Source organism: Streptomyces flaveolus (assembly GCF_014648815.1).
GTDB lineage: Bacteria > Actinomycetota > Actinomycetes > Streptomycetales > Streptomycetaceae > Streptomyces > Streptomyces flaveolus.
Genome location: NZ_BMRV01000010.1, coordinates 181478 through 202104 on the forward strand (window position 1 = coordinate 181478; position 20627 = coordinate 202104).

The 20627-nt window shown below is 74.4% G+C and carries 2 protein-coding genes (1 of these 2 cut by a window edge); both read right to left on the reverse strand.

Annotated features, from left to right (window positions below; genetic code table 11):
• Positions 1–20138, reverse strand: partial view of a scabin-related ADP-ribosyltransferase gene (locus IEZ05_RS23145; protein WP_189232132.1) — the 5' portion only. The gene continues 22081 nt to the left of window position 1, outside the view; 20138 of the gene's 42219 nt are visible here — the first part of the coding sequence; its start codon is at positions 20136–20138; its stop codon lies off the left edge, out of view.
• Between the two features lie 106 nt (positions 20139–20244).
• On the reverse strand, positions 20245–20580 hold the full coding sequence (locus tag IEZ05_RS23150) for a hypothetical protein (RefSeq protein WP_189232133.1): 336 nt from the start codon (positions 20578–20580) through the stop codon (positions 20245–20247).
• Positions 20581–20627: the final 47 nt, after the last annotated feature.

The following is a 20627-nucleotide window of genomic DNA, read 5'->3' on the forward strand; positions in this document are numbered from 1 at the left end:
TCGGCCGAGACGATCGCCGGACGTTCCAGCCGCACCACCGCGGACCGGCGCCGTTCCGCCTCGCTCCCGGCGAGCAGTCCCCGCGCCGGGAGTTCCCGTGCCGCCGACTCCACCCGGAAGCGCGGACCGTCACTGCCGCGGACCTCCCGCGGAAGGGCCGTGGCCAGCACGTCGGCGACCGCCTGAGCGCGCTGAAGGCCCGTCGCCTGCGCGTTGCGCCCGTTGCCGTGGCCGGTGACGACGACCGTGGGGAGCGTTCCGTCGCCCTGCTCCCGCCAGGCCCGCAACTCGTGGGCCAGGCGCTGCGCGTAGGCCCTCAGGTGGCGCTGCTGTCCCTCGCCGGGAGTCTTCGACTTCTCGTCGAAGGCCACTCCGGTCGCTGGGACGGCGTGGTGCGCCAGGAAGGCGCGCAGGCCGTCGGGGTCGGTGTAGGCCCGGCGCGGCGCGTTCACCGGCGGCGCCCCGCGCAGTCCGCCGGTGGTGTCCCCCGCCGCCGTCGGCAGGGGTGCCGTACCGGCCGGCGGGCCGGAGACCTGCCGTTCCCCCTGCCCGGTGAGTTCCATGGCGTCGCCGAACGCCTCGTAGACGGCGTTGTCGGCGGCGGTCGCCGCCACCGGGTTGGCCGGGGCGTCGTGCGTCGCGCCGGGATTCTCGCCGTAGAGCCGGCGCAGCAGGGTCAGCAGTTTCCGGTCCCGGGGGTTGCCGTGCACGTAGGCGGCCCCGTTCTCCCGGGGGCGGCCGGTGGCCTCGTCCGTGCCGGTGTTGGTTCCCAGCCAGGTGTTGGTCACCTGGGCGAAGTACTCGTCGGGGCTGGTCGAGGCGTAGTTGTCCACCTCCCGGCCGGACCGGTCGCGCCGTATGCCGTCGGGCCACGGTTCGTCGCCGCCCAGGGCGCGCTTGGCCCGCCACACCTCGTCGATCAGGGTGCGGTCCGCCTCCGGCAGCGCGTCGTGGACGAGGTGGGCCAGCTCGTGGGTGACGCTGGAGTAGCCGTCGGCCATGTGCGGCGCGGCGCCGGCCACCGTGGTGACCTCGCCGAGGAGGTTCTCCTCGGGGACGGCCGCGATGAGCTGCCCGTTGGTGGCCCCGCGCAACTGCGCGTAGCGGCGGCCGAGCTCGTCGAACCCGCTGCCGGAGCCCTGGAAGCCGCTGAGCGCGGTCAACGGCGTGTCCGCGGGCAGCACCATGACCGCCGCGCCGCCCGTGAGCAGCGTCGCGGCCACGTCCTCGTCCCGCATCACCCTGGTCACCAGGGCGTACGCCTCACGTCTCGCGGAGGCGGGCCGGGCGACGCCGTCCGGGACGACCACCAGCAGCCGTGCCGCGACCCGGGCGAAGTCCGACCGCGTGAGGCGGCCATCGGTGAGGGCGGAGGTGAGCCCTTCGACGAAGCGGGCGTCCCGGGCCAGCCAGCGCCGCTGTCCCGCCGGCAGGTACTCCAGGGTTTCCAGCAACTCCGCCGGCTGACTTCCCAGCAGGGCGTCCACGAAGGCGACGGGAGCGGTCGGTGCGACCGGGACCGGCGGTCGCACCAGGCCGGAGTCGAGGGCGTCCGGTCCGAGGGCGGCGCCCTGGAACGGCCTGTCCTCCGGTGCCGGCGGAGCGGCCCGCAGGAACCCGACCAGCGCCTCCAGGGTGGCCGGCCGCTCGGCGACGACCCTGTCGAGCAGGTGGACGATGTCCTCGTGGGTCACCGCCCGTTCGGCGCCCCAGCCATGGGCCGCCCGGACCGTGCGTTCCACGAAGCTCTTGCTGAAGGCCGCCGGGGCCTGGGCCCCCGCCCTGGAGGCGGCGTCCCGGTGCAGGCGGGCCAGGGCGGCGACGCTCTGGACCGTAGGCTGGACGGCCGCTCCGGGAGTCTGCAGGTCCCGGGTCACCCGCATGATCCGGAGCATGAGCATGCGGTGGTCCGAGGTCACCGGCCGCTCAGGCCCCAGCAGCCCCGTGCTCGCGGCAAGCCCGTCGAGCTGGGCCGCCGCCTGGGCGTTGGGCAGGGCGACCCGCCAGGTGCCCCAGGTCCCGTCCGGATTGGCGACCAGGCCGACCGGATGGGACGGGGTCGTGCTGCTGAGCAGGACCCGACTGGTCGCGCCGAAGACCATGCGCGACGAGACGTGCGCCAGGTCCTGGATGAAGGTGACGCCCTGACGGGGCTCCGGGGTGGCCGCCCAGCAGTTCAGGGCGACGACCGGGCGGTTGGGGAACAGTTCCACGAACGACCTGCGCCGACGCAGCAGGGCGCCCACCTGGTCTCCGGAGAAGACGACTTCACGGCCGTCGGCGACCTGCAGCCTGACCGCCCCGGGCTGGCCGTGCCCGACCAGCAGGTACGGGCCGAGCCCCGACCAGACGGCCGGCTCGCTGCCCCTGACCATTCCCCTGTCATCGGGAAGCAGGACGGTGTGCGCGGACTCCGTGGCGGACGCCACGACGCCGAGCCGCCCCTCACGACCGATCGTGAACGTCTGCTGTCGCACCGACCAGTGCCCGGCCATCCGGCCGTCGGCGTCCGCGAACGGCCTCAGCAGCACGTCGGCGTCGTCGAACGTTTCCCCGTCCACCGCGACGGTCCGGCCCGGCGGCACCGGTGCCGCCCGTCCGGAGTCGCGCGGCAGGGTGATCCACTGGCCGGTGATCCGGACGACGTCGCGGAGCACGCCGAGACCGAGTCGTCCCTGGGGTCCGTCGGAGAAAAGGACGGCGCGCCCGGTGTGTCCCCACACCTGCCGGCCCACCGCGTCGCGCACCGCGCGCAGCAGCCCCAGGTCACGGAAGAGCGCGCCCGGCACCAGCACGAGCACCGGGGCGGCGGCGTCCTGCCCCCACAACTGCGGGTCCGAGGCCACCACGGCGGCGAACTCGGCGAACGTCAGCTGCCGCGCCTCACCGGATGCCGCGTCGAGAACGTGGACGCGGTCCCGAGTGCCGGGAGCGAGCTCCGCGTGCACCACGTACGGCGCGGGCGCGGACGGCCACGGCACCGTGCCGGGGTCGCCGACCGGGGCCGGGGCGGCCGGACCGCCGCTCTCCTCCAGCAGCCGGTACGTCCGTGGCGGGGCCGACAGCGTGGGGGTGTCCCAGCGGCCGGTGAAGTCCCGTCCCGCCACGTTCGGCCAGGACCGGATGAGGGACGAGCGCACCTGGTCCACGGTGAGCGCGGACGGGCCCGGTACGGACTGGCCCGGTACGGTCTGCCCCGGACCGGGTGGCGCCCCGCGCACGCCCGAGCCCTGCCGGGCTGGGCCGCCGCCCTTCCGCGTGGACTTCGGCTTCGGCTTCGGGCCGGCGTCGGTGGTCCGGCCCGAGCCCGAGGCCGTACTCCGCGCCCGGCGGCGGTCGAGCTCGGCGACGCGTTCCTGGGAGGCGGTGAGCTGGGGGGCGTCCTCGGCCGCCTCCAGAGGAAGCGCACCAGCGGCGGGGGCACCGCCGTTGCCGTGCCACCGGTAGCCATTGCCCGGCCGGGAGGTGCTCAGCCCGTAGACCAGCAGGTCGACCCGGCCGTCCCCGCCCAGCACATAGGCGAACGACACCCCGCCACTGCCCCCGTCCAGATGGGCGTGCAGCGCCTGGTTCACGCCGTAGACCCGCTCCCGGGGCTCGACGGCACCCCCGGCGAGACCGGCCAGCACACGCTGCTGGGCCGCCGTGAACGACTCCTCCCGCAGACCGTTGCCGTAATGGACGACCCCGCTGGGCTTCCACGTGTCCGGCAGATGCGCCCGGAACGCCGACAACCGCTCCTCACGCGCCTCCCGCTCCGCCTCCTGCGACCTGCGGTGCGCCGCCTCCGCGGCCCGCCACGCCGGCTCCACCGCTCCCCGCACCCACCCGCGCGCATCCCCGTGCAACGACACGTCCAGCCCGCCCAGACGGTCCACGTACGCCGCGAAGTCCCGCTCCAGGTCCCAGCTCAGTCCCCCACGGGCCAGGAACGTGCCGAACCGGAACTCCTCCATTTGGCCCGGCGCCGACTGCCACTCCTCCGCCAGGTCCGGATAAGCCGCCACCAGCGCCGCCAGCTCCGGCGACGCCACCACCCGGCCCACCAGACCCGCCTCGTCCAGCAGGCCCACGACCTCCTCGTCCCGCACCAGCGCCGCCAGCACCTCCGGATGCGGACGCTCCAACGCCCTGAGCCCCGGCACCCGGCGCACCCACGCCTTCAGGTCCGGGCCGTCGGTCCCCGGGGCGACCGCGGCCGGCGAGCCGCTGCCGGGGACGGTCCGCTCCGCGCGGGTTGCGCCCGCCGTGGCGCGCTCTGCCGCCCCTGCCGCCGGCAGCACCGAGCGCATCCGCTCCAGCTCGGCCAGCAGTGCCCCCGGGCCGGCGGCGAGCACCGCCCCCAGCCGGTCGCCTCGGACCAGCGCCCGCACCCCGTCGGCCAGATCAGGGGTCTCCAGCACGCGCTGGGCCAGTTCCGGTGAACCGAGGACCAGTGCGGCCAGCGCGGGCCGGCCGTCCAGCACCGACACCACCTGGTCGTCGGAGAGCACCGCCTGCAGCTGCCCGCCGGAGATCTCCACCGACACCGTGTCCGACGCCAGTACGCCGGCCAGCGTCCGGCGCCGGCGGAGCTGGCGCAGCACCCGCCCCGACTGGGCCAACGCCTCGGAGAGCGCCGGGACCCGGGTGAGCGCCCGCCACAGGGGGGTGTCCGCCGCGAGGTCGGACACCAGCGGACGCCGCGCCCGCAGCAGGGCGAGCAGCTCCGGGTTGGCCCGCAGCCGCCCGGCCACGGCGGGGTGGTCGCGCAGGGCCCCTGCCAGGCCCGGCAGAGCGCCGAGGGCCTTCGCCAGGTCCGGTGTCCGCACCAGGTCCCCGGCCACCTCGGGCTGCGCCGCGAGCAGCGCCCGCACGTCGTCGCGTCCCAGCAGTGCGGCGAGTGGCGCGGACCCGGCCATCGCCTCGACCAGGGCGGGCGTCCGCATCGCCAGCGACAGGAGGCCTGCGTCCCCCACGAGTACCGCGGCCTGTTCCGGCGAGGTGTTCAGGGCGTCCAGCAGGGCCTGGTTCGCCAGCAGCTCGGCCGCCTCGCCCGGGCCCTGCGGCACGCGCGGGTTCTGAGCCAGCGCGCGGGACAGCGCCGGCGAGGCCGCCAACGCGTCGATCAGCTCGGGACGGTCGGCCAGCGCCCGCAGTACCGCCTTGTGCGTGACCAGGGCCCGTGCGGTGGACTCGGCCGCCTCCCACGCCGGGCCCTCGGCCATCAGGCCTTTCTCACCGACGTAGAACAGGTCGTAGAGCTTCTGCGTCAGGCCGGGGCTGCCGGCGAGAAGCGTGACCACCTCCGGGTCGTCCACCACGGCCGCGCTGACGGCCGCGCTGGCCCGGATGACGTTGAGGCCCGAGGGGGCGGCCAGGGTGCCCGGAAGGATGAGTGCGTAGGTCCGGACGTACTCGGGGTTCCTGGCCAGGTCGTCGGCCAGCATGTCGTACGTCGGGCTGGCCAGGGCGTTCACCAGCGCGCGCTCGTTGAGGAAGTGCAGGTAGAGCCTGCCGTTGTCGCGCAGGGCGGCGGTGAGATGGGGACGCTTGTGGAGCGCCTGCAGGGTGCCGCGGGTGGGGTCGGCGAGATGCTCGACGAGGCCCGGCCGCTTCAGCAGTGTCGAAGGCAGCTCGGGGTTCTGCAGCATCGCCAGGATGATGCCGAACTCACGGCGGACGGCGGTGCGGAGGTTCGGAAGCTGGTCGAGGGCGTGCTGCGTCTGCCGGGCGGCCTCGCGATAGTGCTCACGCTCCTCGGGCGGCACCTGGTCGAGGAAGTCCGGGACCTGGTCCGGTGATGCGAGGACGAGACCGGCGAGGCGGGCCGGTCCGGCCGGCACCGGTATCCCGTGCCTGGTGATGCTGATCTCACCCGTGGCGCGTACCGCCTTGGCGAACTCCTTCGCCGACGTCCGGCTGAGCTCCAGGTGCCGGCGCAGCTGGTCGGTGTCCTTGAGGGAGTCGAGGAACGTGTCCCGCGCGAGCGCGTCCGTCAGCAGCTCGGCGTGGGAGGCCAGCACCTTCACCAGTGCCAGGCCGTCGGGGCTGTCCAGGGCGGCGAGTGCCGCCCGGTCGGCGAAGAGCCTCGCCCAGTGCGGTGCCGGCGTCACCCTGTTCTCGTGGGCGGCCAGGGCGTGCAGGAGCCGGGGGTGGCCGGTGGCGTGGCCGATGAGTTCCGGGTTCTCCAGCAGTGCCCCGCTCACGTTCTCGCTCGCCAGGGCCAGTCGCAGCAGCGCCGAGTCGTCGCGCAGCAGCGCGGGCAGAGCCGTCACGGGCGGGCTGAGCAACCCGACGGCGAAGGAGTCCCGTTCCAGGAACGTGTGCAGGCGTCCTTCGGTGCGCAGGGCCTGCGGCAGCCCTTCGACGGCTTCGAGTTCCCCCATGAAGGAGGTCATCAGCACGAGTTGCTCACGGAAGGCCGCATCGGCCCGGACGGCGGCCCGCATCGCCGGGTTGCGCTCCAGCGCCTCGGCGTAGACGCGCCGCCTGTCGTCCGCGCTCGCCGCGGCGGTGCCGGCCACGGAGAACCACTCGGTGAGGGAGCCGTGCGAGTCCGGGGCGCGCAGCAGAGTGCGCAGCAGGCCCTCGGTCAGCAGCAGGGAGCCCGGCCTGAGCTGGGCGCGCAGCGCGGCGTGGGCGGGTCCCAGCAGTCTGCGGTACTCGTGCGGGGCTTCGAGCAGGTCCGGGTGGTCCAGCAGCACGGCGACCAGGTCCGGGTCGAGCAGTGCCCGGCCGAGCTCGGTGTCGCCGGCGACCGCGGCCCGGATCTTCGGATCGGCCAGCAGCCGCCGCACCGGCCTCGCCCGCGGCCCCGGGTCCTGCCGCTCCGGCACCTCCGCGTCCGCGTCGCGCAGGAGTTCCCGCAGTGCGGCCTCGTCGTCCAGGTGGGCGTCGAAGCGCCGCGGCGCGTACGACAGCGCTCGTGCCAGCCGCGGGTTGGCGTAGGCCGCCCGCAGCAGGTCCGGCGACCGTGCCAGCCGTCGCGCCAGCTCCGGGCTGTCCGGCAGTACGTCCGACAGTTCCGGGTCACCGTCCAGCACGCCGAGCACCGCCGGGTCCGCCTGCGCGGCGGCCAGCAGCTCCGGTATCCGGAACACGGTGACCAGTTGCTGCGGATACCGGTGCATCGCCCGGACCAGCTCGGTGTCCTCCAGCAGTCTCCGCACCCGCGCGGCGTCCGGAAGGGCCCGCGGGTTCCTGCGGATCGCCATGACGAGGTTGGCGTTGTCCGTGAGCACCCGGACCGCGGCCATGGGGGCGGTGGACGTCCGCAGGGCCTCGGCCAGCTGCGGCACCTCGCTCACCGCGGCGGTCACCTGCCACACGGACCCGATGCCCCGGATCAGCGGGAGCTTGCCGTCGAGAGCTCCGATCAGGGTGATCCGCTTCGTGACGCGGGTGCGCAGAGTGCCGTCGGACTCCATCGCGGCGGCGACGTCCCGGTGCCGCAGGAGCTGCGAGGCGTGTTCGTGGAGTGGCGCGTTGGTGTCGGTGGCCGCCAGCTCCTGCCTCAGGTTCGGGTGTGCGTTCAGGAACTGGGCGAAGCCGGGCTCGGTGAGGACGGCGGTCCGCAGACGGGGGGACTCGCTCAGGAACAGCAGCAGATCCGGCTGTTCGGACAGGTACAGCAGCACGTCGGGCTCGACGTCGTCCCGCAGGCTCGCGTCGAGGCCGAGGAACAGCCTGGCCATCTCGGCGGTGGGCTCGAACGTGCGGCGGGCCCGGGCCCGCCGCACCGCCTCGCCGAACCAGGAGGCCAGCTGGGTGACCGACTGGGACTCGACGCCCGCGTTGCGTGTGTACTTCCCGGCGGCGCTCAGTTCCGCCACCTCGGCGTCGACCGCGGCGCGGGCGAGCTGACGTACCTCGACGACGCTCAACGGCCCGGGGCCCGCATGCGACTGCGTACGGCCGCCACGGGGGGCGCCGCCGGGCCGTGCCGTCTCGCTGCCCAGGGCGCTGCTCGCGTCGCCCAGCAGCTTCCTCGTCCGCTGCGGGTCGACGTGGAGGGCGGAGGCGATCCTCACCTGGGCCTCGTACTGCGCCGCACGGGCGCCACGGTCGGCGTCGTCGTCCCCCACGATCACCGCACGGCCCGCACGGCCGGCCTCGCCGGTCCCCCCGGCCGTCGCCCGGCCGGTGACGAACGGCCACAGCAGGCCGCTCGCCTCCTCGATCAGCCCGCGCCAGTCCCCGGGCAGCTCGCGCTTCAGCGCGGCGAGCAACTCCGCGGCGTGCGGGGTGAGGCCGTCCCGGTCGAGGTCCGTACGGGCCGTCCCCGGCCGGGTTCCGGTGCCGAACGTGGTCTGGAGCCAGCCGGCCAGTTCGTCCGGCTGCTGTACGGGGACGGTGTCGCCCTGCTCGCCGGGTACGCCCGGCCGGCTTTCGTCGGCCTTGTCGGCCGCCTTGGCCTTCTCCTTCCCCTTGCCCTTCGCCTTCGCCTTCTTCGAGCGCTTGGCCGGGCCGGTGGCCGTGCCGTCCGTCCTGTCGCTCTCCAGCTGCCGGACCAGTTGCTGGGAGGCGAGGAGCTGCGGGGCGTCCTCGGCCGCCTCCAGGCGCAGCGGGCCGGCGACGTAGGTACTGCCGTTGCCGCCCCACCGGTAGTCGTTGTCCGACCGGGAGGTGCTGCGGCCGTAGACCAGCAGGTCGACCTGGCCGTCCGCGGCCAGCACGTAGGCGAAGGACGCGCCGCCGCTTCCGCTGTCCAGATGGGCGTGGAGTGCCTGGTTGACACCGAACGTCCGCTCCTGCGGGCCGGCTTTCCCCCACGCCAGGGACTCCAGCACCCGGTGCCGCGCCGCCGTGAACGACGCCTCCCGCAGACCGTTGCCGTAGTGGATGTTCCCGCTGTGCTTCCACGTGCCCGGCAGGTGCGCGCGGAAGCGGTCCAGCCGCTCCTCCCGTTCGCGCCGCTGTGCGGCCACCTCCTCGCGGTGCGCCGACTCGGCCGTCCGCCACACCGGTTCCACGGCCGCGCGCACCCATGCGCGGGTCTCGCCGTGCAGGGACACGTCCAGGGATCCGAGATGGTCCGCGTACGCCGCGAAGTCCCGCTCGAAGTTCCCGCTCGGTCCGCCGCGTTCCAGGAACGTGCCGAACCGGAACTCCTCCATTTGGCCCGGCGCCGACTGCCACTCCTCCGCCAGGTCCGGGAAGCCCGCCACCAGCGCCGCCAGCTCCGGCGACGCCACCACCCGGCGCAGCAGACCCGCCTCGTCCAGCAGGTTCACGACCTCGCTGTCGCGGGTCAGCGCGGCCAGCACCTCACCGTGTCCGCCCTGTTCCAGCGGCCGGAGCGCCGCGGGCACGGTGGCCGCCCGCTCCGGACGGGCGGTCGCGGTGGTCCGTCGGGGGCGGGAGTCCGCCGGGGCGTCGGCCCGGTGGGCGCGGGCCTCGCGTTCGGGCGCCGCCCGGTCCGGCCGCGCGTCCGGGCGCGGCCGGTCCAGCTCCGCCAGCAGCGTGCCCGGCTCTCGCAGGAGGGCCGCGAAGCCGTCCCGGTCGCGGGCCAGGCCCCGGATCCGCTCGACGAAGCCGGTGTCCTCGGTCGCCCGGTCCGCCAGCTCCGACGAGGAGAGCACGAGTTCCGCCAGCCGGGGCCGGCCGTCCAGCAGGGCGGTCAGCTCGTCGTCCGACAGCAGCGCCCGGAGTCGGGCCGCCGAGACGGCGGGCGCGGGTGAGCCGGAGGCCAGTGCCTCGACCAGCGCCGGGCGCCGGCGCAGGTGCCGCAGCACCCGGGCGGACTGCGACACCACGTCGACCAGCGCGGGTGACGCCGTCAGGGCACGCCACAGCGGAGTGTCCTCGGCCAGGTCGGTGACGAGCGCGCGTCGGGCGCGGACCACCGCCAGCAGACCGGGGTCCTTCCGCAGCAGTTCCGCGACGGCCGGGCGGCCGCTCATGGCCTTCACCAGTCCCGGCAGACCGCTGAGGGCCTGCGCCAGTTCCGGGCCGGCCACCAGGTCCTCGATCAGTCTGGGCTGGTCCAGCAGCAGCGAGCGCACGCCGGGGTCGCGTCGCAGCAGACCCACCAGATGCTCCGACACCGCCATCGCATCGACCAGCCGGGGTGTCCTGCCCGCCACGGGGAGGAGCCCCGGGGTCCGCAGCACGGTCGCCGCCTGCTCGGGGCGCAGATGGAAACGGGCGACGAGTCGTTCGTTGTCCAGCAGGTCGCCCGCGTCCTTCACGGTCTTCAGTGTCTGGGTGTTCTCGGCCAGGACCCGGACGACGTCCGGCCAGCCGACGAGCCCGTCCAGCCGGTCCGGATTCTCGGCGAGTGCCCCCAGCAGCACCGGGCTGGACACCACCAGCCGTGCCACCGCCTCCGCCTTCTCCCACCGGTCGCCGGTGACCACCCCGTTCTCCTCGTCGGCGAACAGGTCGAAGAGCTTGCTGACCAGTCCGGGGCTCCGGGCGAGTCCGGTCTCCACCTCTTTGTCGTCCACCACGGCCGCGGAGAGGGCCTCGCTGGCCGAGACGACGAAGACGCCGTCGCCGCCCAGCGCCCCGGGCAGGGGCCGGCCCAGTTCGTGGACGCGGATGAACTCCCGGTTCCGGCCGAGCGCTTCGGCGAAGGGGTCGGCGGCGGGGCTGGCCAGGGACCGGACGAAGAATGGCTCGCTGATGAACCGCAGGTAGAGCCTGCCGTTCTCGCGCAGGCCGCGGGTGAAGTGGGGACGGTCGTAGACCGCCTTCAGCGCGCCGGTGGTGTGGTCGGCCAGGTAGTCGATCAGCTCGGGCCGCTTCAGCAGGGTCGGCGTCATCTCGCGGTTCGACAGCATCGCCAGGACGACGCCGAACTCGCGGCCGATGGCCTCCCTCAGTTCGGGGCGCTCCCTCAGCGCCCGCAGGGCGTCCCCGGCCGCATCGCGATAGGCGTCCAGACCGCCTCGCGCGAGCACTTCGTCGACCTGCCCGGAGGCGACACCGTCCGGCTGGGCGGTGACCGCCATGGCGAGAGTGGCCAGCCCGGCCGGAACGGGGATGCCGCTCCTGGTGATGCTGGGCGCCTCACGCCGCACCGCCTCGGCGAGTGCTTCGGGCGTGCCGCTGAGCGCGGCGTACCGGTCGAGCCCGGCCGGCCGCTTCAGTTCCTCGACGACCCCGTTCCGGCCGAGTACGTCCGTCAGCAGGTCGGGCTCGGCCGCCAGCGCGCCGATCAGGGTCAGTCCCGCTTCGCTGTCCAGGGCTTCCAGGAGCGCCGAGTCCCCGAACAGCACCGTCCAATGCGGGGCCAGGGCCACGTCGTTCGGGTGCGCGGCCAGGGCGCGCAGCACGCGCGGGTGCCGCGTCACGTCGGCGAGGTGATCGGGGAACTGCCGCAGGGCGCCCGGCACGTGGCGGGCCACCAGTGCCAGCTCCAGCAGTGCCGAATCGTTCGCGAGCAGAGCCGGCAGGGCGTCGGGGCTCTCGTCGAGGAACTGAACGGCGAACGGGTCCCGGTTGACCAGCGCCGGCAGGCGCCCCTCGCGGCGCAGGGCGTCGCCGAAGCCGACGATCGCGTCGATCCGGTCGATCAAGGTGGGGAGGGCGATCAGCAGCTCACGGAAGCCGCTGTCGGCGTAAGCCATTTCGCGTACGGCGGCATGCTTGGCCATCATCGTGCCGTACCGCCGCCGCGGGTCCTCCGGACCGGCCACGACGGTGGCGCTGCCGAAGGCCTCGGCGATCGTGTCAGGGAGGGCGGGGGCGCGCAGCACGGCCCGCAGGACGCCTTCGTCCAGCAGCGGTGAGCCGGAGGTGACCAGCTGGGCGCGGAGGCCGGCGTTGCCGGGCGCCAGCAGCCTGCGGTACTCGTGCGGCCGGTGCAGCAGGCCGGGGTGTGCCAGGAGGACGCCGACGAGGGCGGGGGCCTTCATCAGCTCCGTGGCGAGCTCGTTGTGCCCCTGGAGCGCGGCCTGCACTCGGGGATCGGCGAGCAGCTTCTGCAGGGGCCGTGCCTGTGCGCCCGGTTCGCGCCGTGCCGGCTGCGGCAGGGGAGCCGCGGTCCGCAGCAGTTCCCGCAGTTCGCCCTCGGGGAGCCCGGCGTCGAACCGGTGGGGGGCGTACGACAGCGCCTCGGCCAGGGCGGGATTGCCGAAGGCGGCCCGCAGCAGGTCCGGCGCCTTTGCGAGCCGGCGCGCCAGCTCCGGGCTCTCCGGCAGCACGTCCGCCAGCTCCGGATCACCGTCCAGCACCGCCAGCAGACCGGGGTCCTCAAGGGCCGCCGCGAGGAGGCCCGGCACCCGGAAGACTGTGTCCAGCCGCTGGGGGTGGCGGCTCATCGCCCGCATCAGGCCGGCGTCCCCCAGCACCCTGCTCAGCAGGGCGGCGTCGGGGGTGGCGTCCGGGTACAGCCGGCTCGCGCGGATCGCCATGAGCAGGTTGACGTGGTGGGTCAGCTCCCTGATGACCGCCAGGGGGGCATCCGCCGTCCGTACCACCTCGGCCAGCTGCGGAAGCTCGGTCAGGGCCAGTTCCAGCCACAGGTTGTTCCCGACCGCGCGCAGGAGCGTGAGGTCTCCGCCGAGGACGTCGACCAGACCCAGGGCGCTGACGGCCTGCCGCCGCAGCGCGGCGTCGTTCTCCAGCGCGGCGGCCGTCTCCGGGTACTTCACCAGGGTCGCCGCGTGATCGGCGAGCAGGGGGTCCGTCTCGACGGTCGCCAGTTCCCTGGCGAGGTTCGGGTGCGCGCTCAGCAGGGCCGCCAGTCCGGGGCGGGTGACCATCCCCGCCCGCAGACGCGGGTTGCCGACGGTCGCGGCCACCAGGTCGGGCCGCTCGTGCAGATACGGCAGTACGTCCGGCTGGACGGCCCTGCGCTGGTCCACGCGGATGGCGGCGAACATTCTGACCAGCCCGGCGGACGGCTCGAACGGGCTCGGCACCCGGGTCCGCGTCACCAGCTCCATGAACCAGGTGGCGAGGTCGTTCGCCGCCATGTTCTCGGCCGTCTGATTGCGGACGAACCGGCCCGCTGCGGTCGCGGCGGCCGCGTCCGCGCCCACCGCGGCGCGCGCGAGCTCCACGGCCTGGGCGCGGCCGAACCGGGGTGCGGCCGTACGGGTCTGCGGCGGGGCGCCGCCAGGGGGCAGCACGGGGCCCGTGTCCCGGCCGGCTCCCGCCTCGGTCAGCAGTTCCGTCGTCCGGTCCGGCGCGACGTGCAGGGCCGAGGCGATCCGCACCAGCGCCTCGCGCCGCAGCGCCCCGGCCTGCGGGCTCTCCTCGTCCTCCCCGCCGGTCATGGGCCGCGGTCCGAGGAAGGGCCGCAGCAGCCCGCTCGCCCTGAGGACCAGCCCGTCCCACCCCACGGGCAGCTCCCGCTGGAGGACCCGGAGCATCTGCTCGGCCTCCGGGCTCGGTCCGGTGCCGGCGTCGGCCGACGGCACGGCGGGGGGCCGGGCCTCTTCCTGCCGGCCGGCACCGAAGCGCGCCTCGATCCACTGCCGCAGCTCGTCCGGCTGCTGCACCGGGCGTTCGGGGTCGGCCACCGGGCGGTCGGGGTCGGCCACCGGGCGCGGGCCGGCCGCGCCGGCGACGGCCGGGGTGTTCGCGGAGGTGACGGGAGCCGTGGCCGGCCCGGCGTCGGCTGCGGCCATCGTCGTGGAACCGGCGGCTCCACGGGCTTTGGCCTCCCACGCCGCCTCGGGCACGCGCCGGGTCCTGCCGGAACGCTCACCCGACTGCCACCAGTCGTCCACGGCTTCGACGACGGGTTCGGCGTTGACCGGGGTCAGCAGCGGCAGGTTCCTCCGGTGCCGCATGAAGGTGACGAAACGGCTGTTGAGGATGTCGGCTCCGGACACGCCGTGCGCGGCCGCGATGGCGTAAAGCCAGGCCGGTTCCCTGTCGTGAGCGACCCAGCCCCCCAGCGCGTCGCGCAGCTGGGTCACCAACTGAGCGCGCTGTTCCTCCCGCTGGCCGTCGGCGCCGTCTCCGAGCCCTGTCAGCCGGTCCCGGAAGAGCGTCATCAGGTCCCGTGGGTCCACCCAGAGCTCCGCGGCCACATGGAAGAGGTCTCGGGGATCCCGCATGCCGGCTTCGCGTGCCATCGCCGGGATCTCGGTCGGGACACGTCCGATCACGGCGGACAGACCCAACAGCGGCCTGGCGTCCTGGAGGCCCAGGGACATACGGAGTTGCTCGACGGCCTCCGGCCGGAACCAGCTGTACCGGCCGAGGCGCCTTATCCAGCCCGCGGGCGCCTGCCACCTCCTGGCCCAGTCGCGGATCTCCCGGCGGGCGAGGCGAACGGGCTCGACGTAGCCAGGCAGTTCCTCCGGGGACGAGCCGCCGTCGTCGGTCGCGGGTGCGGCGGGCGCGTCGGACATGACCGGGAGCTCGGTGCCCCCCTGCGGCGCGGCCGGCGTCCCGGTGACGTCGGAGTAGGCGGGCGGCTGCACCAGCAGTGCCACCTGCGGCGAGTCGGGCCGGGCGCGGCCGGGGCCGACCGTGTCGCGGGCCTCGCGCAGGGACGGCAGGACCACGCTGGTGAAGACGGACCAGGGCACGTCGTGGTGGGCCGCCACCCGCAGCAGCCAGCCGTAACCGCCGGGCGCCTGTCCGGCCTCCGGGTAACCGCTGGACAGCGCCTGGCGGACCTCTGCCGCCAGGGCGTCCGGCCGTTGCTCCGCGGTGCGGCCGAGTGCCGCCAGGCGGTCGGGGAACAGCCGGGCGAGGTCGCGGGGGTCGGCGTCGAGCTGATGCGCCAGCCGGTACAGGTCCTTGGGGTCGCGCATCCCCACCAGCCGCGCGAGGTACGGGATGTCCATCGGGACGCGCCCGATCCGGTCGGCGAGCCGGAGGAGCCGGCTGCCGTCGCGCACACCCAGCAGGCCCCGCAGGCGGGCCGCCGCGCCGAGGCCGAACCAGGGCTGCCTGGCCATGTGGCGGACCCATGCCTCGGGTGAGCCGAGCAGCGTGGCCCAGCCGCCGAGTTCCCGCGCGGTGAGAACGCGTCCGGGAGCCAGCTGACGGGGGGCGTTCCGGACCAGTTCACCGACCAGTTCGGAGTCGTACGGTGTCGTGCCGGGCACGGCGATCTCGCGGTGCTCGTTCAGGTGCGCGAGAACTCCGCCGTGCGCGAAGTCGGTCCACGGCACGCCGTGGTGCGTGGCGACCCTGAGCAGCCAGGCGGTCGCCTGCGGATCCTCCGCCGTGCCGGGGTACGTGGCCCGCAGCAGGCCACGGATCTCGGTCGCCAGCAGGGCGGGGGTCGCGGTGTGACCGTCCCCGGCGGGCCGGCCGAGCCCGCTCAGGCGGTCGCCGAGCAGGGTCACCAGGTCGCGGGGGTCGGCCCTCAGGTCGCGTGCGACCTGGTAGAGGTCCTTGGGCTCCGGGACCCCCAGCTGCCGGGCGAGTTCCTCGATGTCCGTGGGGACGCGACGGCTCGCCTTGACCAGTTCCAGCAGCCGGTCGCCGCTGGACACGCCCAGCGAACGGCGCAGCCGCAGCGCATCCTCGGGCCGGAACCACCAGTACCCGGCCGCCTCGGTGAGCTTGTGCTTGGACGTACCCAGCCGGGGGGCCAGCTCGGCCAGCTCGCGGGGCGTGTGTCCGAGGGTCTCGGCGGACACCGGCGGGAGTTCCCAGCGTGCGCGTTCCAGCAGCTCCGCCACCGGCCGTGAGTCGTACGGCACCGAGTTCGGGCCGAGCGCCTGCCGGTGGTCGTGCAGGTACCCGAGGACGCCGCCGTCGGTGAAGGCGCGCCACGGGATGCCGTGGTGGGCCGCCACGCCGAGCAGCCAGGACCGCTCGCGCGGATGGGTGGCCTCGGGGTAGGTGGTCCGCAGCGTGTGGCGGACCGAGGTGACGAGAAGGCCGGCGTCCTCGGCCATGCCACGGCCGAGCTGCCGCAGGCGGTCGCCGAACAGTGTCGCCAGATGACGGGGATCGGTGCGCAGGTCCAGGGCGACCCGGTAGAAGTCTCCGGGATCGTGCATGCCGAGTTCCGCCGCCAGGGCGGGCATGTCCGACGGGACGCGTCCGATCTCCTCGGTCAGGTCGAGGAGCCGGGCGCGGTCCCGCACGGGAAGGGCGAGCGTGTGCGCGAGCGCGTCCAGGTCGGCCGGCCGGAACCAGGGGTGGCGCAGTGCGAGGTCGACCCGCCGCTCGGGGACGCCCCAGCTCCGGGCCCAGGCGGAGACCTGTTCGCCGGTGACGTCCGGACGCCGCGCCGGGGCGCCGTCCTCCGTGACGTCGACGCCGGTCCCTGCACCGGTGTCCGCCTGGGCGTCGGCGTCGGTGGGTACGGCGGTCTGCGGGGCGGGGGCGGCGGTCTCCGGGCCGGGGGCGGCGGTCTCCTGGGTCGCCACCGCCACCCTGACGGGGGAGGCACCCTTCCCCTCGCCCGTGAACAGCAGACCCTGGTCGTCGACGCTCAGCGTCAGCGCCGGTGCGGCGGAGAACTCCGCCAGGTACTCCAGGAACTCCGACGGGACCGGGACCAGCCGGCCGTCGGAGCCGTCCAGCACCATGCCGCTGTCCAGGTGGAGGAGGTCGCTGCCGTACGCGACCCACCCGTCCGGGGCCAGCCGCGTGTCGCCGGACCCGACCTCGATGAGGCCGCCCGGCGCCTGGACGCGGTAGGGCCTGCCTTCGCGGCCTCCCGTGCCGACCTCACGCCACACGGGCGCCGCGGCGGCCGGTTCCGCATCGGTCGACGGGGCCGACGGGGTCGCCGACACCACCAACTCGGTCTCGGGGCCGGACGGCTCCTCCGATACCGGCTCCGGTTCGGCCTGCGGCTGCGGCTGCGGCTCCGGCTCCGGCTCCGGCTCCGGCTCCGGCTCCGGCTCCGGCTCCGGCTCCGAGGACCGTCCGGCCTTCGGGACGGCCGCTGCGGCCTGATCAGCATGGGAGGTTCCCGGCGCGGCGGCGGTCACGTCCGCCAAGTCGTCGCCGGATTCCTCGGAGACGTCCGCCACCGCGGAAGCGGTCCGCTGCCGCTCCAGCTCCCATTCCCGCTCCGCGCTCTCCAGCGCGGTCTGCAGCCTGAGGTCCGCGAGCTCGTGACGCAACTGAGCCCGCTCGACCGCTTCTCTGGCCGCCTCGTACCGCTCACGGCTGGTGTCCGACTCCGGCGCTTCGGAACCGGGAACGTAGTCGGTCCAGGGGCCGAACGCGGTCACCGCCTCCGCGAGGTCGGACTCCGTGCGCACATGCTGTTCGAGTGCGGCCTCCAGGTCCTCCCTTGCCCTGTCCCGCTTCTTGCCCTTGCCGGGGATGTCCCGGCTCAGGAACTCGGCCGCGGACGCCGCCAGGACGTTGGCTGTCTCCCGCACGTCGTCGGCAAGGGTCGTCGCCCCGCCCGGCAGCCCGAGCCTCCCCCCGGGCACGGCGATCTGCGCGGCGATCCGGAAGGCCAGCTCACCCATGTTGCGGGAGAGCGCGAGGTCCTCGGGCGGCAGCGCGAGGTACCGTTCCCGCACTTCCTTGACATCGACGGTGCGCTGGACGCCGAGGTCACGCAGCGTGCTGTCGGTCTCCGCCTTGAGGTCGTTCCAGAACGTCGGCGTCCGCTCGGCGGCCCGGCCCGGCACACCGCCGGCCCCGGCCACCGCGAAGTCGTCGTTCTCGGTCGTCGCCGAGGTCTCGGTGGCGATGCTCCGGGTGTCCCACAGGTCGTCGCTCACATAGCTCGACACCGAGGACGCGTCGTCGTCGACTCCGCTCGTACCGGTCTCGGACGCGGTCTCGGAACCCGTCTCGTCGCCGGGCGTCGCGCCGTTGGCGGTCTCCTGCCAGGAGGTACCGGACACGGTGGCCGTGTCGCGGGCGTCGGACGACAGCTGCCGTACCGACTGCCGGGAGGTGCCGTCTCCCGACGCCGTTGCGCCAGCGCCGGCCGTCTGGGCTGCCGCCTGGGGTTCGCGCAGCGCGCCGACCACGGCGCGGCGCTGCTCGTCGCCCCATACGCCCGGCGCCGGGGCCGGCACCCCGCCGCCCACCAGACCCTGGGTCCAAGCGGCCTGGGCACGCTCGTCCACGGCGTCCCACAGCGGACGCCCCTCCGCGGCGGGCCCGTCCAGCTCGGCGGCCAGCGCGTCAGCCAACCGCTGCCCGAGCTGCTCCGGCCGCTGCACCCCCGGCGCCTGCGCCTGCGCGGGCAGGGGCGTCGCCGCTCCGCCTTGGACGCCGGCGTCCTGTCCCGTGCCGAGCAGGGCCCCCAGCAGTCCGTTGCCGGCCGAGGACACCTGTCCGGGCTGCAGACCGAGGACGGACAGCACCGGAGCGAGCGGCGAACCGCTTCCCTCCTCCGCCGGGACGCCGTCCGGGACAGCGGTGGCGCCGGCCGTCTCCGCGACGGACGCCTGCGCGGGGTCCTGTGCCATGGGGTCGGCACCCGTCGTCGGCGCGTCCGCCGCGAGCACCTGCCGCACCCAGTCCGCCGTACGGGCCGCGGCCGTCCCGGCGGGGGTCGCCGCCGTACCCAGCGGCGGGACGCCGGACACGCCCGTGCCCGGGGGCGCCTGTGCAGGCGGACCCTCCGGCAGGGTCGTGATCTCCTCGCGGAGGGCTTCCTCCCGCTCGCCCGTCGCGGTCCGCGGATCGCCCGACTGCGGTCCACCGGCCTCCCGTACGCGGCTGTCGCCCGTCGCGCCGCCCGGCACCGTGCCGGTTGCCGGACCCACGCCGACGGCCGGACCCACGCCGACGACAGGCGCCGACGACTCCCCTGCCCCGGGAAGACTCTCCGTCACGAGTTGGCCCGTCGGTCCGGACCCGTCCGTGGTCCTCGGCTGGTCCACCGGTCCGGTCAGGTCCGCCGGTCCGGTCAGGTCCGGTCGCGACGGGTCCGTCACGGGCGAGGCGCCCGGTTCGGTCACGAGCCGCGGCGCCGGCGTCCCCGTACCGTCACCGGTCACGGGGGCACTCGTGGTCGATATACGGCCGCTTCCGGTTCCGGTGCCGCCCGCCGGCGTCCCCGCCACCGTGACACCCGTCCCGGACCCGGGTCCGGCACCGATGCCACCCTGAGTGCCGCCGACGTCGCCGCTCACACCGTCGCCCGTGCCCGTGCCCGTGGACGTGGCCGTCGGGTCGAACAGGTCGCCCGGCCCGTTGGTCGTGGAGGTCAGTGTCGGTGTCGTGCCCTTCCACTGGTGGTACGCGTTCGCCGCGAGCGACACCCCACCGAACAGCACCTGCTCCGACATCGCACTGATACCGGCGCCCAACGCCGTACCCCAGCTGAAACTGAAACCACGCCCCAGCAGCACCCCCGCCGCCGACTCCGCCAACGACTCCGCCAGACCCTCCGACGTCGCATCGTTGAAGAAGTCGTACGTGTGATGCGCCGCAGCCGTACCCCTGCCCGGCACTCCCCCGGCACCACCCACCGTCCCCGGCGCGCCTACACCACCGGCACCACCGGGCGCACTCACACCACCTGCCGAACCGGGCGAACTCACACCGCCCGTCGTCCCCGGCTGGTACCCGGGCAGCCCCGACGGGCCCTTGTCCAGCCCCTTAGACACCCCGTCGAGCCCGCCCGGCAGGAACCGCCTGCCCTGATCCAGCGCACTGTTGATCGGCTTGAACAGGCCACCCATCAAACCGCCGACCAGCGCCGACTCACCGATCCGGCTCCAGTCCACGCCCCCGGGCCGCAGCCCCGCCGGCGCGAACTTCATCATGGCCAGCCGCACCATCAACGACTGGAACGCCTCATCCACACTCTCGTGGAAGGCCGCCATCAACAGCGACAACGCACGCCCGCGCTGCACCAGTTGCAGCAGACGCGCCAGAATCCGCAGCCGCGACTGCGCCAGCAGCGCCGCCTTCGCCGCCGCGAACCCCGGGAAGAACACCTCCAGGGCCGCCAGGATCGCCAGCTCGATCAGCAGCCGCACCAGCTCGGCGATCAGCTCCCACTTTGTTTCCAGAATGTCCGAAGCAGTCGACTGGACCCCCTTGCCCACCCCCCGCAACTGGCCGCTGAACTCGACCAGATACCGCTGGGCGCCGCCGCCCGTCCCCGTGAACACCGACATCGACCGCACGAACTGTTCCCGCACCCGCTCCGGGAAGTTCGGTGCCGTGTCCCGCACCGCGCGATTGATGTACGCGACCAGTTCGTCGACGCTGTCGGCCACACCCGCCAACGCCCGCGACGCCGCCAACGCCGTGCGCTCCTGCCCGGTGGGAAACTCCGAACCCGTCAGCAAGAACATGAGGTTGGAGATCTCTTTACTGACGTGAAGGCCCCCCACCCCCGGCTCGGCCCCGGCATGCTCAGGCATCAGCTCTCAACTCTCGACTCCGTGCTCGCGAGACCGACTAATGGCGGCCGGAGCCGGCGCTCTTGATCTCGTCCACGGTGATGCCCTGCTGCTTCTTGATCGCGTCGCTCGTCCCGTTGATGCCGTCAGCGACCGACGTGAGGCCGTCACCCAACTGCTTGCTGACCTTGATGACGCTTGCCGTGGTCCTGTCCCAGTCGGGGAGGATCTGGTCGGCCAGGGGGTCCCCGGGCGTGCCGGGCCACGCGTCGTACCGGGCGAGCGCACTGGTGAGCTGCGTGCTCGTCCGCTTCCACATGCTCGTGATGGTGTCCATCACTTTGCTCGCGGTGTCGAGATTGCCGGTGGAGGAGGTGAACTTGCCGCTCGCCATGGTGGACCGTCCTTTCGACGAGGTGGGGTGGTGACACGAACGCCCGC